We start from the raw sequence: 14,462 nt of genomic DNA, 5'->3' as shown, positions 1-14,462 counted from the left end.
TACGAGGAGCACCATGGCACACGACGACGACTCGCAGGCTCTTGACAGGGCCTACCAGCCCTCTCCGGGGCTGGGTGTCGCAGTCAGCGATCCCGTGCAGAACCCCGGGCTTCCGCCGCACCGCGAGCGGATGACCGACAAGGACCCGCGCGCTGAGAAGGCTGCGGAGCGCACGGTCTACACCCTGTTCTACCTCTCGCTGGCAGGAAGCATCTGGGCGGTCGCCGCCTACATGCTCTTCCCCATCGAGAGCGGCGCGCTCATCGACATCCGTCAGAACAACCTCTTCATCGGTCTGGGCATCGCACTCGCGCTCCTCTCGATCGGCATCGGGGCGATCCACTGGTCCAAGGCGCTCATGAGCGACAAGGAGCACATCGAGTACCGCCACCCCACCCGTGGCACGGAGTCGACGCGCGAAGCGGTCATCGAGGCGTTCGAGACCGCCAACGAGGAGTCCGGCTTCGGCCGCCGCACCATGATCCGCAACTCGCTGTTCGCAGCGATCGTGGCTTCGATCATTCCCGGCGTGACCCTGTTCCGCGGCCTCGCTCCGCACAGCACCCCTGACGACCCCACAGCGGGCGACCCGGTCGCACTGCTGAAGCACACGATGTGGGAGAAGGGCCAGCGTCTCGTGCGCGACCCCGACGGCACCCCCATCCGCGCCGCAGACGTCACCCTCGGATCCGCGTTCCACGTGATCCCCGAGGACCTCGCCGACCTCAGCCACCACGACGGCTACCTCGAGGAGAAGGCCAAGGCCATCGTGCTGATGATGCGCCTGCGCCCCGAGCAGCTCACCGAAGCCGAGGACCGCAAGGACTGGTCGTACGACGGCATCGTCGCGTACTCCAAGGTCTGCACGCACGTCGGTTGCCCTGTCGCTCTCTACGAGCAGCAGACGCATCACCTCCTGTGCCCCTGCCACCAGTCGCAGTTCGACGTCACGGATCACGCCAAGGTCATCTTCGGCCCGGCCGCACGCCCGCTGCCGCAGCTGCCCATCACCGTCGACGACGAGGGCTACCTCGTCGCACGCAGTGACTTCACCGAGCCCGTCGGCCCGAGCTTCTGGGAGCGCCATTGAGCACCGCAACGCTGTCCAAAGAGGACAAGGACAACAAGGCGCCTCTCGGCGGCCGATTCGTCGGCGCCGCGTCGAACTACATCGATGAGCGCACCAGCATCTCCGGCTTCGTCAAGGAGCTCGGACGCAAGATCTTCCCCGACCACTGGTCGTTCATGCTCGGCGAGATCGCGTTGTGGAGCTTCGTGGTGGTGTTCCTCTCCGGAACCTTCCTGACGTTCTTCTTCCAGGCGTCGATGGTCGAGACCCATTACACCGGTGCGTACGCCCCGATGCGCGGTATCGAGATGTCGGCGGCCCTCGAGTCGTCGCTGCACATCTCGTTCGACCTCCGCGGTGGTCTCCTGGTGCGCCAGATCCACCACTGGGCCGCGCTCGTGTTCGTCGCCGGAATCGGCGTGCACATGCTGCGCGTCTTCTTCACCGGTGCGTTCCGCAAGCCCCGCGAGCTCAACTGGGTGATCGGCTTCGTGCTGTTCATCCTCGCGATGGCCGAGGGCTTCACCGGATACTCGCTTCCTGACGACCTGCTGTCGGGCAACGGCCTCCGCATCATCGACGGCATGATCAAGGGCTTCCCGCTGGTCGGCACCTGGATCTCGTTCCTGCTCTTCGGCGGCGAGTTCCCCGGCACCGACATCGTCGGCCGCCTCTACACGCTGCACATCCTGCTGCTGCCGCTGCTCGTCATCGGTCTGATCGTCGTGCACCTGATGCTGATGATCGTCAACAAGCACACGCAGTTCGCCGGCCCCGGCCGCACGAACGACAACGTCGTGGGCTACCCGATGATGCCGGTCTACATGTCGAAGATGGGCGGCTACCTGTTCATCGTCTTCGGCACGATCGTGCTGATCGCGACGTTCTTCCAGATCAACCCGATCTGGAACTACGGCCCCTACGACCCGTCCCCCGTCTCCGCCGGTACCCAGCCTGACTGGTATATCGGATTCGCGGACGGCGCGCTGCGACTGGCCCCGTCGAACCTCGACGTCGTGTTCCTCAACCACACGTGGTCGTTCGGCATCCTGCTTCCGGTCATCGTGCTCGGGCTGTTCATCGTGCTCGTCGCGATCTACCCCTTCCTCGAGGCGTGGATCACGGGCGACAAGCGCGAGCACCACATCGCTCAGCGTCCGCGCAACGCGGCGACCCGCACCGCCATCGGCGTGGCCGGCGTCGTCTTCTACGCGGTGCTGTGGGCTGCGGCTTCCTCGGACCTCATCGCGACGCACTTCATGCTGACGATGGAGGGCGTGATCCACACGCTCCAGGCGCTGCTGTTCGTCGGACCGGTGCTCGGGTACTTCGTGGCGAAGCGCATCGCACTCGCGCTGCAGAAGAAGGATCGCGAGATCGTCCTGCACGGCTTCGAGTCGGGCCGCATCGTCCGCCTCCCCGGCGGCGAGTTCATCGAGGTGCACCAGCCGGTCGACAAGTACGACCGCTGGAAGCTCATCGACGTCGACGGCTACGAGCCGCTGGTCGTCCGCCCGAACGCGAAGGGACGCATCTCGTGGACCGAGAACCTGCGCTCCTCCGTGTCGCGCTGGTTCTTCGAGGATCGTCTCGCCCCGCTCACGCAGGCCGAGGTCGAGGCCGCGGACGCTCATCAGCACCACGTCGAGGCTCACAACGACGAGACCGAGGCTGCCGAGATCCAGGGCGCTCACGAGCGCGCAGGCTTCCCTGACGCGCCCCTGACAGTGAGCGACGAGACCCACATCGACGAGACGCCGAACACCCCCAGCACGGTCATCTCGACCGAGCCGGTGAAGAAGCCTCGTAAGAAGAAGTCGGAGGATGGCGAGTAAGACCGCCGCTCCCCCACGGCGAAGGCCCTGTCCGTTCAGGACAGGGCCTTCGTCGTATCCGGGAGCCTCTCATCTGGGCGTGGAAGGATCGTGACATGAGCTCAGCAGTCCAACTCATCCGTTCCGCCGACCTCGCCGCAGCGCCCTATGCGTACGCGGCCACAGCACCATCCGGATCCCGGCTGCTCTTCCTCGCCGGCGCGTGCCCGCTCGAAGATGACGGCAGCACGACCGCACCCGGCGACTACGCCGCACAGGCTGCCCGCTGCGTCGAGACGCTGCGCGAGGCATTGCGCGCGAGCGGCGCGTCTCTCACCGACGTCATCAGTACACGCGTCCTGGTGGCCTCGTCGTCTCAGAGGGATCTTGTCGCAGCCTGGGACGTCGTACACGCGGCCTTCGGCGACCATGACGTGCCCAGCACTCTCCTGGGCGTCACGGTGCTCGGCTACGATCACCAGCTGGTCGAGATAGAAGCGGTCGCAGCAGTCGCGGAGGAGACACGATGAACGGCGTGATCCGTCCGGGCGTCTCTGAGGATGCCGAAGTCCTGCAGGCCATCGAGGCACATGCCGATGCACTTCTGATCGACAGCCTGGGGGCACCCGAATGGCCGCCTGCCGGCGATGGCGCCGAGAGGCTCGGAGCGCCCGGGTTCGTCCTGGTGGTCGAGGACCCCGAGGACTCCTCCCCCATCGGCTTCGTCCATGTACTCGACGCCGACGGTCACGCACACCTCGAGCAGCTCTCCGTTCTCCCCTCTTCCGGTCGCCAGGGCTACGGACGCCGCCTCGTCGACGCCGCGCTGGACGAGGCCCGCGAACGCGGCTACACGCGGATGTCGCTGCGGACCTATGCCGAGATCCCGTGGAACGCTCCGTTCTACGCCTCGTGCGGATTCCTCGAGAGCATCCCGGAGACCCCGTTCCAGCGCGGCCTCGTCGACACGGAGGCCTCGCTCTCGCTCGACCGCTACGGGCGGCGTGTGCAGATGACCGTGGAGCTCTGAACGGCCGCTTCGATTTTGGCGGAATCCGGTGCGCCCTCGTCAGGATGATGAGGGCGCACCGCACGACGTCTCCCTAGGCTCGGATCATGATCGATCGCGCTGAGTACTATGCCGCCAAACTCGCCTACGAGACCGACGCCAGCGACGTCCACGCCGCGCTGAAGGCCGGCGAGGACGTCGTCGTCATCGACGTCCGCGCCGACGAGGCCTGGGCCCAGGGACACGTCTCGGGAGCCGTCCACATGCACTACAGCGAGATCGCGACCCGAGCTCCGGCCGAGGTCCCCGCCGATGCCGCGGTCGTCGTCTACTGCTGGAGCCCTGGCTGCAATGCCGGCGCGAAGGGCGCCAGGGAGTTCGCCGCACTCGGGTACGACGTGCGCGAGATGATCGGTGGCTTCGAGTACTGGGTTCGCGAGGGCTATCCGGTGGAGGACGCGGACGGCGTGCACCACCGCCCGGTCGATCCGCTCACCGGTGTGGCGCGGGTGCGCACGAACGCCTAGACCTCGCCCGGGCCCACGACCTGCGGGACGGCGTGCGCGGGATACGACGAAGAAGGCCCCTGGGACGGATCCCAGGGGCCTTCTTCATGACGCTCAGCGGGCGAAGTTGCCGCGGTAGTACTCGTACACCCAGCCGACGATCGCGACCACGAAGATCGCGAGGCCGATCGGGAGCAGGAAGTGACCGACCGCGAGTCCGACCACGAACACCGCAGCAGACGCGGCCAGAACCAGCGGCCACCAGGACCACGGGCTGAACTCGCCGAGCTCGGGGTCACCGTCGTCGATGTCGCTGGTCAGGATGTCTTCCGGCAGCTCACCGTTCTGCGCCTTGTGCGTGCGATCGAGGTAGAACGCGATCAGCGCGCCCATGAAGGCTGCGAAGAACAGCGCCACGGTGCCGACCCATTCGATCCGCTCGGCGAAGTTCTCCGACGGAGTCGCCAGGATGTGCCAGCCGGTGTAGACGACGCCGACCAGTGCGAAGAACGCGGTCAGGATCCACCAGAGAATGACGTTGTCGCGCATGGCTCAGTGGCCCTCTCGCTCGCCGGGGGCGGCAGGCGTGAACTCCGCCGCCTCGGGGTGGTTCAGGTCGAATGCAGGACGCTCGCTGCGGATGCGCGGGATCGACGTGAAGTTGTGACGCGGCGGCGGGCACGACGTCGCCCACTCGAGCGACGCACCGTAGCCCCACGGGTCGTTGACCGTGACCTTGGGTGCCTTGCGCGCCGTGATCCAGACGTTCAGGAAGAACGGCAGCATCGACGCACCGAGGATGATCGCACCGATCGTCGACACCTGGTTCTGCCAGGTCCAACCGTCTGCCGCCGAGTAGTCCGCGTAGCGACGGACCATGCCGTCGACGCCCAGCCAGTGCTGGATGAGGAACGTCATGTGGAAGCCGATGAACAGCATCCAGAAGTGCACGTAGCCGAGGCGCTCGTTGAGCATGCGTCCGGTCCACTTCGGCCACCAGAAGTAGAAGCCGGCGAACATCGCGAACACGACCGTGCCGAAGACCACGTAGTGGAAGTGAGCGACCACGAAGTAGGAGTCGGACAGCGCGAAGTCCAGCGGCGGAGCCGCGAGGATGACGCCGGTCAGACCACCGAAGACGAACGACACGAGGAAGCCGAGTGCGAACACCATCGGCGTCTCGAACGTCACGGATCCTCGCCAGAGCGTTCCGATCCAGTTGAAGATCTTCACACCCGTCGGCACCGCGATGAGCATGGTCATCAGGGCGAAGAACGGCAGGAGCACGGAACCCGTGACGTACATGTGGTGGGCCCACACCGCGACCGAGAGCGCCGCGATGGCGATCGTCGCGTAGACCAGGGTCTTGTATCCGAAGATCGGCTTGCGGCTGAACACCGGGAAGATCTCCGACACGATGCCGAAGAACGGCAGGGCGATGATGTAGACCTCGGGGTGACCGAAGAACCAGAACAGGTGCTGCCAGAGCAGGACGCCGCCGTTGGCCGGGTCGTAGATGTGCGCGCCGAGGATGCGGTCTGCTGCCGCGGCGAAGATCGCAGCTGCGAGCACCGGGAAGGCCATCAGGATCAGGAGGCTCGTGATGAGCGTGTTCCACGAGAAGATCGGCATACGCCACATCGTCATACCGGGGGCACGCATCGTGATCACCGTGGTGATGAAGTTCACCGCTCCGAGAATGGTTCCGAAGCCCGAGATGCCGAGGCCGACCATCCACAGGTTTCCGCCCACACCCGGCGAGAACGAGGCGCTCGCGAGGGGCTGATAGGCGAACCATCCGAACGACGCGGCGCCCTGAGGCGTGAGGAAGCCGGCCACGGCGATCGTGGAACCGAAGAGGAAGAGCCAGAACGCGAAGGCGTTCAGACGCGGGAACGCGACGTCGGGCGCTCCGAGCTGCAGCGGCAGGATCGCGTTCGCGAAGCCGGCGAAGAGCGGCGTCGCGAACATCAGCAGCATGATCGTGCCGTGCATCGTGAAGAGCTGGTTGTACTGCTCCTTCGTCGGGATGATCTGCATCCCGGGCGCGAACAGCTCTGCACGGATGACGAGGGCCATCACGCCACCGAGGAGGAAGAACAGCACCGAGGCGATGAGGTACATGTACCCGATCGTCTTGTGGTCGGTGGAGGTGATCCACTTGACGACGATGTTGCCCTTCTGCTCGACGCGCGAGGAGCTCATGAGAGCGGCCTGGCGTGCGGGCAGAGTCGTGGGTCGGGAGCGGGGGGCCTCGTCGGTGCGGGGGGCTTCAGTTGTCGACATGGCTTACTCCTCTCCTTCCTCGGAGTCGGTCGTTGCGGTGGTGCCCGGGAAGTTCGACAGACGGTCGTACGCATCCGTGATGTCGCCGGTGTTGCCTTCCTCCTCGAGCGACTGGAGGTAGGCGTCGTACTCGTCCTGTTCGACGACCTTGACGTTGAACAGCATCATCGAGTGGTACTCACCACACAGCTCGGCGCACTTGCCGGCGTACTCGCCGACGCGCGTCGGGATGAAGGACCAGGAATTGTCCTTCCCGATGTACATGTCCTTCTTGTAGAGGAAGTCGATGATCCAGAACGAGTGGATGACATCGCGCGACTGCAGGTTGATGGTGACCTTCTGGTCCACCGGCAGCACCAGGGTCGGAAGCTGCGCCTGGTCGATGTTGCCGGCGGCGTCGGGCTGAGCCTGGATGCCCATGGTCCAGACGGCGTCGGAGTTGTCCTCTTCTTCGCCGTCGTACTGGAAGTCCCACGCCCACTGCTTGGCGATCGCGGTGATCTCGACGTCGGGGTCATCCCACTTCGCCTCGATCGCGCTCTGGTCGCGAGCGGTGAAGAAGAACATTCCCAGCACCAGGATGAGCGGCACGATCGTGTAGAAGATCTCGATCGGCATGTTGTAGCGCATCTGCACCGGCAGGCCGGTCTGTCCCTTGCGGCGACGGTATGCGATCGCGGCCCAGGCCATCAGGCCCCAGGTGATCACGCCGACGGCGAGGAGGACGATCCAGGAGTTCACCCAGAGCGAGGACACGCGCTCGGTCTGGTTGGTGGCCGCAGGCTCACCCTCCACGAAGCCCGGGAGGTAACCGTTCAGCTCAGTGGCAGTACATCCCGCCAGGGCCACGGCTGCCACTACTCCCAGAGGAAGAGCGGCCCAACGAAGGCGGCGTTTCGAGGGCACGATGCACCTTTCAGATTGCGGACAGGGCACACCCAAGTCTAGGGCAACCTCACACCTGATTCATGCCAACCACGCAGGTTGGCGGAGGGGTTCGGATCAGTGGAAGCTGTCTCCACAGGCGCAGCTGCCCGCGGCGTTGGGGTTGTCGATCGTGAAGCCCTGCTCCGAGATCGTGTCCTTGAAGTCGATGGATGCGCCGTCGAGATACGGGACGCTCATGTTGTCGATGATGACCTCTACGCCGTCGAAGTCGACGGTCTCGTCGCCCTCGAGGTAGCGCTCGTCGAAGTAGAGCTGGTAGATCAGGCCCGAGCATCCACCGGGCTGGACGGCGACGCGCAGACGCAGGTCGTCACGGCCTTCCTGCTCGAGGAGGTTCTTGACCTTCGTGGCCGCGGCGTCGGTCAGCTTCACGCCGTGTGCCTGGGTGGTCTCTGCTGCAGTCAGTGTGGTGTCGCTCATGTCGCTCCTTGTGACGGGCCGCGCTCGCACGGCTGGTGACTCGATTTTACCCTCCGGCGGGCGGAACGGGCTCAGATGATGATGTCGTTCATGCGGGAGAGGAGAAGGGCCTCGGTGGCGACCGCGTGGCGGAAGGTGTCGAGGTGCAAGGATTCGTTGGGGCTGTGCGCCCTGGAGTGCGGGTCCTCCACGCCGGTGACCAGGATCTGCGCGGCAGGGAACTCCCGCACCAGATCGGCGATGAAGGGGATGGATCCGCCGACACCGAGATCGATCGGTGCGACGCCGTAGCCGTCGCGCATCGCGTCGCGCGTGAGTGCGACGGCCCAGCCGCTCGTGTCCACCAGGAATCCGTTGCCCAGGTCGACATCGGAGAACGACAGCTCTGCGCCGAAAGGCGCGTGCGCGCGCAGGTGCGCCTCGAGGGCGGCGTACGCCTCCTCCCCGGACTGGCCGGGGGCCACGCGGGCGCTCACGACGACCGTGACCTCGGGAAGCAGCGTGTTGGACGCCGCCTCGACGCTCGTCGCGTCGATGCCGATGACGGTGACGGCCGGCTTGTTCCAGATCCGGCTGAGGATCGTGCCGTCCCCGATCGGCGAGGTACCGGGGAGGAGTCCTGCCTCATCGCGGAGGGTCTCCTCGCCGTACTCGGGCGTGGGAGCATCCCGCTCCGTCATCCCCTCGACCGCGACCGAGCCGTCGTCGTTCCACAGGGTGGAGAGCATCTTGACCGTCGCCATCATCGCGTCGGGCACCGCTCCGCCGAACATCCCCGAGTGGGATGCGTGGTCGAGAGTGCGCACCCGCACAGTGAATCGCGCGTTCCCACGCAGAGACACCGTCAGCCCCGGCGTGACCGAGTCCCAGTTGCCGGAGTCGGCGACCACGATGGCGTCTGCGCGCAGCGCCTCCTTGTTGTCCGCGAGGAACTGGGCGAACGAGCGCGATCCGTACTCCTCCTCGCCCTCGATGAACATCGCGATTCCCAGTTCGAGATCGTCGCCGATCACCTCGGCGACCGCGCGGATCGAGGCGATGTGCGCCATGATGCCGGCCTTGTCGTCTGCCGCTCCGCGCCCGTACAGGCGTCCGCCGCGAACGGTCGGCTCGAACGGCGGTGTCTCCCACAGCGCGTCGTCACCCGGAGGCTGCACGTCGTGGTGCGCGTAGAGCAGGATGGTGGGCTTGCCGTTGCGCGCGGCACGTGTGGCGAGCACCGCCGGCTGCCCGTGCTCGTCGGTTCCGGGGATCGCCGCCCGGAGGATGCGGACCTCGTCGAAGATTCCGGTGTCGGTCGCCAGAGCGGCGACGGCCTCAGAGCTGCGCTCCAACTGCGTCTGGTCGAAAGCCGGCCAGGCCATGCCGGGGATGCGCACGAGCCGACCGAGGTCGCTCAGCGCCGCAGGGAAGCCTGTCGATGCCGCTTCGAGGACCGCAGGTTCGCGCTCGCTGGACAGATTCTGGTCACCGGGCTGGGCAGGAGATGTCATGCGAGTAATCTTAAGGTGATCCACCTTCACCGAACCGAGGAACCTCGTGGCCACTTCCCCTGTCTCCCCTCCGACGAACGACGACGCCTCCGAGACGCCAGGCTCGGGCAAGGGACGCCCGACGCCGACCCGGGCCGAGCAGGAAGCCGCACGCAGACGCCCTCTCGTCGCGAACACCAAGGAGGCCAAGGCCGCAGCCCGCGCCGAGCTGAACGAGCGGCGCAACCGCGCGCAGGCAGGTCTCGCCGCCGGTGAGGAGAAGTTCCTCCCCGCCCGTGACAAGGGCCCGCAGCGCCGCTGGGTGCGAGACTACGTGGACGCCGGATGGCACCCCGCGGAGTTCGTGATGGGCGTGATGGTGCTCGTGATCCTCATCTCGCTGCTCCCCGCAAACCTCGCGATCGGCGGTTTCGCCATCGCCGGCTGGGCCTACCTGGTCATGATGGCCTACCTGATCCTCGCGATCGGCGGCATGGTCCTGCTCGGCTTCCGCGTCAAGCGCAAGATCGCAGCGAAGTTCGGCCAGGAGCGCATGGAGCGCGGCCTCGGCTGGTACGCCGCCATGCGGTCGCTGCAGATGCGCTTCATGCGCCTGCCGAAGGCTCAGGTCAAGCGCGGCGACTACCCCGCCTGACACCCGTCACGCGCAAGAGGCGTCTCCTGCTCTCACGAGCACGAGACGCCTCTTCTGCGTTCTCGGCGGTTTCAGCCGCGCACGAGTCCCCTGTTGAGCTCGCGCCCCCAGAACGGGCCGCGGTACAGGAAGGCCGTGTATCCCTGCACGAGGGTCGCCCCGGCGGCGAGTCGCTCCTGCACGTCCGCAGGGGTCTCCACTCCCCCGACGGCGATCACACAGAAGTCCTCGGGGACAGCGGTACGGACGAGTCGCAGGACCTGCAGCGAACGCTCCTTGAGGGGCGCACCGGAGAGGCCGCCGGCCCCCGCCGCCTCGACGGTCGCCACGTCCGTGGTGAGGCCTTCGCGGCTGATCGTCGTGTTGTGCGCGATGATCCCCGCGAGTCCCTCGTCGACGGCGAGCTTCGCGATCGCCGTGATCTCGTCGTCCGGGAGGTCGGGTGCGATCTTGACGAGCAGCGGCGTGGATCCCGATGCCGCGCGCACGGCCCTCAACAGCGGTGCCAGGGTCTCGACGGCCTGCAGGCCTCGAAGGCCGGGCGTGTTGGGCGACGACACGTTGACCGCCAGGTAGTCGGCGAGCGGTGCGAGCCTGGTCGCGGACGCGACGTAGTCGGCTGTCGCGTCTTCGACGTCGACGACCCGGCTCTTGCCGATGTTGACGCCGATCACCGTGTCAGGGGCTCCTCTGCGCAACTTCGCGAGTCGCCGCGCGGCAGCATCCGCACCCTCGTTGTTGAAGCCCATGCGGTTGATGACGGCACGGTCGGCGACGAGCCGGAAGAGCCGAGGCTTGGGGTTGCCCTCCTGCGGGATCGCCGTCACGGTGCCGACCTCGACGTGACCGAAGCCGAGCGCTGCGAGCCCGCGCACACCGATCGCGTTCTTGTCGAAGCCCGCGGCGATACCGAACGGCGACGAGAAGGTCAGGCCGAGCGCCTCGACGCGCAGCGACGGGTCGGGCTTCGTGAGCGCGCGTGTCGCCCAGGAGAACGGGGGCACACCGAGTACGCGAATCACCGCCATCCCGGCGTGGTGGGCGAACTCGGGGTCGAAGCGCGACAGGACAGCGCGAAAGAGCAGCGGATACATCCCTGCCAGATTACCGGTCGACGGGCTCCGGCTTCACGTGGTCGGCGCGGAGATCGGTGATCGCGCTCTCGAAGTCCTCGAGCGAGTCGAACGCCTGATAGACGCTCGCGAACCGCAGGTAGGCGACCTCGTCGAGATCGCGGAGCGGACCGAGGATCGCGAGCCCGATCTCGTTCGTGTCGAGCTGCGAGACACCGGTCTGTCGCACTGCTTCCTCCACCCGCTGGGCGAGGATGGCCAGGTCGGCCTCGGTCACTGGTCGGCCCTGACAGGCCTTGCGCACACCGGAGATGACCTTCTCGCGGCTGAACGGCTCCATGACGCCCGACCGCTTGATGACGTTGAGGCTCGCCGTCTCGGTCGTCGTGAATCGACCGCCGCACTCGGGGCACTGCCGTCGCCTGCGGATCGACAGACCGTCGTCGCTGGTGCGGGAGTCGATGACCCGAGAGTCCGAGTGACGGCAGAAGGGGCAGTGCATCTGACCGATCCTACGCCGTGAAACGAGCCTCGATCGCCTCACCGTGCGCGGGAAGCACCTCGGTGTTGGCGAGTGCGACGACTCCGGCACGGACTTCGGCGAGGGCTGCGCGATCGTACGAGATGACCTGCTGCGGGCGGAGGAACGTGTAGGCGCCGAGGCCGGGTGCATAGCGCGCCTGTCCCCCGGTGGGGAGGACATGGTTGCTGCCCGCCATGTAGTCCCCGAGGCTGACGGGCGTCTGGTCTCCCACGAAGACGGCACCGGCGCTGGTGAACGACTCTGCCGCGGCCTCGGCATCCTCGAGGTGCAGCTCCAGGTGCTCCGGCGCGTAGGCGTTGCTGAACGCGGTGGCCATCGCGCGGTCGTCGACGAGAACGATCGCGGACTGCGGGCCGTCGAGCGCTGCAGCCACGCGGGTGGCGTGGCGCGTCGAGGCGGCCTGCCGGGCGACCTCGGACACCACGCGGTCCGCGAGCTCCTCAGAATCGGTCACGAGGACCGCCGACGCCTGCTCGTCGTGCTCTGCCTGGCTCACGAGGTCGGCGGCAATCAGTCGCGGGTCTGCGGCCGAGTCCGCGACGACGAGGATCTCGGTGGCCCCGGCCTCGGAATCCGTGCCGACGACGCCGGCCACAGCCCTCTTCGCCGACGCGACGTAGTTGTTTCCCGGCCCCGACAGCACATCGACCGGATCGAGGCCGATGCCGGCGACACCGTGTGCGAACGCCCCGATTGCCCCCGCCCCGCCCATCGCATAGACCTCCGTGATGCCGAGGAGCCCGGCCGCTGCGAGGATCGTCGGGTGGACGCGTCCGGCCTGGTCCGCCTGCGGAGGGGATGCGAGCGCGATCTGCTCGACTCCGGCCACCTGTGCCGGGACGACGTTCATGATGACGCTCGACGGATACACCGCCTTGCCTCCGGGGATGTAGACGCCCGCGCGGTGCACCGGCTGCCAGCGCTGGGTGATGGTGGCACCGGCGCCGATCTCGGTGACCTGGGGGGCGGGCACCTGGGCGGCCGAGGCGATGCGCACCCGACGGATCGCCTCCTCGAGCGCAGCACGGACCTCCGGTGCCAGGACCTCGAGGGCATCGGCGATGTGCTGGGCCGGCACTCGGAGTTCGTGGCCGGAGACGCGGTCGAATCTGCCGGCCTGCTCCCGGAGCGCCTCTTCGCCGCGCGCATGCACGTCCTCGACGATCCGCGCCGCGGTGTCGAGTGCCTCGGCGCGTGCCTGCGTGGCTCGCGGCACGGCCGCGAGCATGTCAGCCGGCGAGAGCTCGCGCCCCCGCAGATCGATCGTGCGCAAGATCAGCCCTTCGTGATGTCTACGATGTCGTGCAGGTAGCCGATGCGACCGTCGTCGTGTCGCACGACGTAGGCGCCGCCGCGGTCCTCGATGACGAGAGCCCAGGCGTTCGGACCGATCTGGAAGATCGCCTCGCCTCGCTCGTCGTGCACGTCGCGCTCGGTCGGAGCGAGCACCCAGAACGGCTGCGCGGCGGGGGCGGTGGCGTATGCGTCGTTCGCGGGGACGTCGGTGTGATGCTCCACGGCGGGGAACGCGGCGGTCTCGGCAGACGAGACGTCCTGAGCCGTCGCACCCAGAAGCGATTCGATGCTTCCGGTGTCCGACACGATCTCGGGCTCCTGGCCCCGGCTGCTTCGAAAGTAGGCAGGGGCGTAGTCCTCATCGGACGTCGCCTGCTCTGTGCCCGTCCCGCCGCCGGATGCATGCGCGGCGAGCGGCACCTGTTCGGCCAGGTCGAGGCGGGCGACCTCGTCGGTCGCCTGGTTCCCGGACAGCTCGACGTCGAGTCCACCGGCGGGGAACGCCTGCGTGGTGTGAGCCGCGGGCTCGTGCGGGACGGTCGCGTCAGCCCCGTACTGCGTAGTCGTGTCGGGCGCGTACTGCGCAGTCGTGTCGGACGCATACTGAGCGTTCGTGTCAGACGCGTACTGCTCGGTCGCGTCGGGCGCATAATCCGCCGCGGTGAGGGACACACCCGGCGCGGAGTCGTCGGCGGATTCCGAGCTCTCCTCGGAATCCACGTCCGCCGCCGGCGCCGGCTCGGGCCGCGGACGCGGGATGACGGGGCGCACCGGGTTCGCGTTGCGGTGTGCGAGCGTGACGAGCCGGCCGTGGAAGTCTTCCCTGAGTCCGGGGACCAGCGGTGCGAACACGGTGAGGGTGACGAGCGCGAGCGACGCGATGAGCTGGACGATGCCGCTCCAGGAGAGCGCGAAGATGCCGAACTCGATCGCGAAGGCGACCGCGTTCCACAGCGCTCCGATCCAGAAGACGGCTGCGACGGAGAAGGCGACGGAGGCGAACTGGTCGATCCCGAGGGATCCGACCCGGCGGATGCCGTCCGGTGAGAACCTGCGCAGGATCAGCAGGAAGACCGCGACCGTGGGCACCCCGATCGGAAGGATCCACTGGATGCCGGTGCTCCAGATCGAGGCGTCGACGGCGTGCGGGAAGAACGAGGAGATGAATGCGACGAGCCACACGCCGACGATCAGGAGCTCACGCAGGGTGAACCCGAGGATGCCGAACTCCGGCGTCACCTCGTCGTCGTAGAGGACACCGTCGTCGTCGGAGAAGACCTCGTCGACCGTGGACTCTGAAGCCGCGGCTGCACCGTCTGCATCCGAGCCGTCACTGTTCAGGAAGGGGGATTCCGTGCTCATGGGGGTGG

15 protein-coding genes are annotated in these 14,462 nt (G+C 67.2%); 6 read left to right on the top strand and 9 right to left on the bottom strand.

The window, feature by feature from the left end; genetic code table 11:
- Window positions 1–13: 13 nt before the first annotated feature.
- The 5 genes from ASF80_RS00480 (at window position 14) to ASF80_RS00460 (ending at window position 4,419) form a co-directional block, all read left to right on the top strand.
- On the top strand, window positions 14–1,090 hold the full coding sequence (locus ASF80_RS00480) for a ubiquinol-cytochrome c reductase iron-sulfur subunit (protein WP_056307035.1): 1,077 nt from the start codon (window positions 14–16) through the stop codon (window positions 1,088–1,090).
- Complete coding sequence (locus ASF80_RS00475; RefSeq protein WP_056307032.1) at window positions 1,087–2,904, top strand: cytochrome b; 1,818 nt, start codon at window positions 1,087–1,089, stop codon at window positions 2,902–2,904. The genes ASF80_RS00480 and ASF80_RS00475 overlap by 4 nt, the downstream gene beginning before the upstream one ends.
- 95 nt (window positions 2,905–2,999) lie before the next feature.
- Window positions 3,000–3,413: a RidA family protein gene (locus ASF80_RS00470; RefSeq protein WP_056307030.1), complete on the top strand. Its 414-nt coding sequence runs from the start codon at window positions 3,000–3,002 to the stop codon at window positions 3,411–3,413.
- Window positions 3,410–3,913 (top strand): GNAT family N-acetyltransferase, encoded by a 504-nt coding sequence (locus ASF80_RS00465; protein ID WP_056307027.1) that lies wholly within the window; start codon window positions 3,410–3,412, stop codon window positions 3,911–3,913. Before ASF80_RS00470 ends, ASF80_RS00465 begins: the two co-directional genes overlap by 4 nt.
- Window positions 3,914–3,999: 86 nt before the next feature.
- Window positions 4,000–4,419 (top strand): rhodanese-like domain-containing protein, encoded by a 420-nt coding sequence (locus ASF80_RS00460; RefSeq protein ID WP_056307026.1) that lies wholly within the window; start codon window positions 4,000–4,002, stop codon window positions 4,417–4,419.
- Between the two features lie 93 nt (window positions 4,420–4,512).
- On the opposite strand, the gene ASF80_RS00455 is transcribed toward ASF80_RS00460, so the two are convergent.
- The 5 genes from ASF80_RS00455 to ASF80_RS00435 all read right to left on the bottom strand — a co-directional run bounded on the left by ASF80_RS00455 (window position 4,513) and on the right by ASF80_RS00435 (window position 9,545).
- The gene (locus ASF80_RS00455) at window positions 4,513–4,947 is read right to left on the bottom strand and encodes a cytochrome c oxidase subunit 4 (protein WP_056307024.1); all 435 of its coding nucleotides are present in this window, start codon (window positions 4,945–4,947) and stop codon (window positions 4,513–4,515) included.
- A 3-nt stretch (window positions 4,948–4,950) separates the two neighbouring features.
- Window positions 4,951–6,684, bottom strand: a complete 1,734-nt coding sequence (ctaD, locus tag ASF80_RS00450; RefSeq protein WP_056307022.1) for a cytochrome c oxidase subunit I — start codon at window positions 6,682–6,684, stop codon at window positions 4,951–4,953.
- A gap of 3 nt (window positions 6,685–6,687) precedes the next feature.
- Window positions 6,688–7,590 (bottom strand): cytochrome c oxidase subunit II, encoded by a 903-nt coding sequence (gene coxB, locus ASF80_RS00445; protein WP_056307020.1) that lies wholly within the window; start codon window positions 7,588–7,590, stop codon window positions 6,688–6,690.
- A gap of 96 nt (window positions 7,591–7,686) precedes the next feature.
- A complete protein-coding gene (gene erpA, locus ASF80_RS00440) occupies window positions 7,687–8,052 on the bottom strand; it encodes an iron-sulfur cluster insertion protein ErpA (protein WP_056307018.1) in 366 nt (121 codons plus the stop codon).
- A gap of 71 nt (window positions 8,053–8,123) precedes the next feature.
- Window positions 8,124–9,545 carry a dipeptidase gene (locus ASF80_RS00435; protein WP_056307016.1) on the bottom strand — a complete coding sequence of 474 codons (1,422 nt, stop codon included), beginning with the start codon at window positions 9,543–9,545 and terminating at the stop codon, window positions 8,124–8,126.
- A 46-nt stretch (window positions 9,546–9,591) separates the two neighbouring features.
- Between ASF80_RS00435 and ASF80_RS00430 the strand changes: the two genes are divergently transcribed.
- Window positions 9,592–10,179 (top strand): DUF3043 domain-containing protein, encoded by a 588-nt coding sequence (locus ASF80_RS00430; RefSeq protein ID WP_056307014.1) that lies wholly within the window; start codon window positions 9,592–9,594, stop codon window positions 10,177–10,179.
- Window positions 10,180–10,250: 71 nt separating this feature from the next.
- Here ASF80_RS00430 and ASF80_RS00425 read toward each other — a convergent pair whose 3' ends face one another.
- Genes ASF80_RS00425 through ASF80_RS00410 form a run of 4 tightly spaced genes read right to left on the bottom strand, consistent with a single transcriptional unit; the run spans window position 10,251 to window position 14,454 of the window.
- Complete coding sequence (locus tag ASF80_RS00425; protein WP_056307012.1) at window positions 10,251–11,273, bottom strand: quinone-dependent dihydroorotate dehydrogenase; 1,023 nt, start codon at window positions 11,271–11,273, stop codon at window positions 10,251–10,253.
- A gap of 10 nt (window positions 11,274–11,283) precedes the next feature.
- Complete coding sequence (gene nrdR / locus ASF80_RS00420) at window positions 11,284–11,754, bottom strand: transcriptional regulator NrdR (protein WP_056307011.1); 471 nt, start codon at window positions 11,752–11,754, stop codon at window positions 11,284–11,286.
- Between the two features lie 10 nt (window positions 11,755–11,764).
- A complete protein-coding gene (gene hisD / locus ASF80_RS00415; RefSeq protein WP_056307008.1) occupies window positions 11,765–13,072 on the bottom strand; it encodes a histidinol dehydrogenase in 1,308 nt (435 codons plus the stop codon).
- Window positions 13,072–14,454: a hypothetical protein gene (locus tag ASF80_RS00410; RefSeq protein ID WP_082488129.1), complete on the bottom strand. Its 1,383-nt coding sequence runs from the start codon at window positions 14,452–14,454 to the stop codon at window positions 13,072–13,074. Before ASF80_RS00410 ends, hisD begins: the two co-directional genes overlap by 1 nt.
- Window positions 14,455–14,462 lie beyond the last annotated feature (8 nt).

The organism is Microbacterium sp. Leaf159, assembly GCF_001423615.1.
Taxonomy (GTDB): Bacteria; Actinomycetota; Actinomycetes; order Actinomycetales; family Microbacteriaceae; genus Microbacterium.
The sequence above is the reverse complement of the archived record's forward strand: the minus strand, read 5'-3'. Positions and strand labels throughout refer to the sequence as shown.

Coding starts and splice junctions, on each gene's coding strand:
- ASF80_RS00480 (WP_056307035.1), top strand. CDS start 14: ATGGCACACGACGACGACTCGCAGGCTCTTGACAGGGCCTACCAGCCC.
- ASF80_RS00470 (WP_056307030.1), top strand. CDS start 3,000: ATGAGCTCAGCAGTCCAACTCATCCGTTCCGCCGACCTCGCCGCAGCG.
- ASF80_RS00465 (WP_056307027.1), top strand. CDS start 3,410: ATGAACGGCGTGATCCGTCCGGGCGTCTCTGAGGATGCCGAAGTCCTG.
- ASF80_RS00460 (WP_056307026.1), top strand. CDS start 4,000: ATGATCGATCGCGCTGAGTACTATGCCGCCAAACTCGCCTACGAGACC.
- ASF80_RS00455 (WP_056307024.1), bottom strand. CDS start 4,947: ATGCGCGACAACGTCATTCTCTGGTGGATCCTGACCGCGTTCTTCGCA.
- ctaD (WP_056307022.1), bottom strand. CDS start 6,684: ATGTCGACAACTGAAGCCCCCCGCACCGACGAGGCCCCCCGCTCCCGA.
- erpA (WP_056307018.1), bottom strand. CDS start 8,052: ATGAGCGACACCACACTGACTGCAGCAGAGACCACCCAGGCACACGGC.
- ASF80_RS00435 (WP_056307016.1), bottom strand. CDS start 9,545: ATGACATCTCCTGCCCAGCCCGGTGACCAGAATCTGTCCAGCGAGCGC.
- ASF80_RS00425 (WP_056307012.1), bottom strand. CDS start 11,273: ATGTATCCGCTGCTCTTTCGCGCTGTCCTGTCGCGCTTCGACCCCGAG.
- nrdR (WP_056307011.1), bottom strand. CDS start 11,754: ATGCACTGCCCCTTCTGCCGTCACTCGGACTCTCGGGTCATCGACTCC.
- ASF80_RS00410 (WP_082488129.1), bottom strand. CDS start 14,454: ATGAGCACGGAATCCCCCTTCCTGAACAGTGACGGCTCGGATGCAGAC.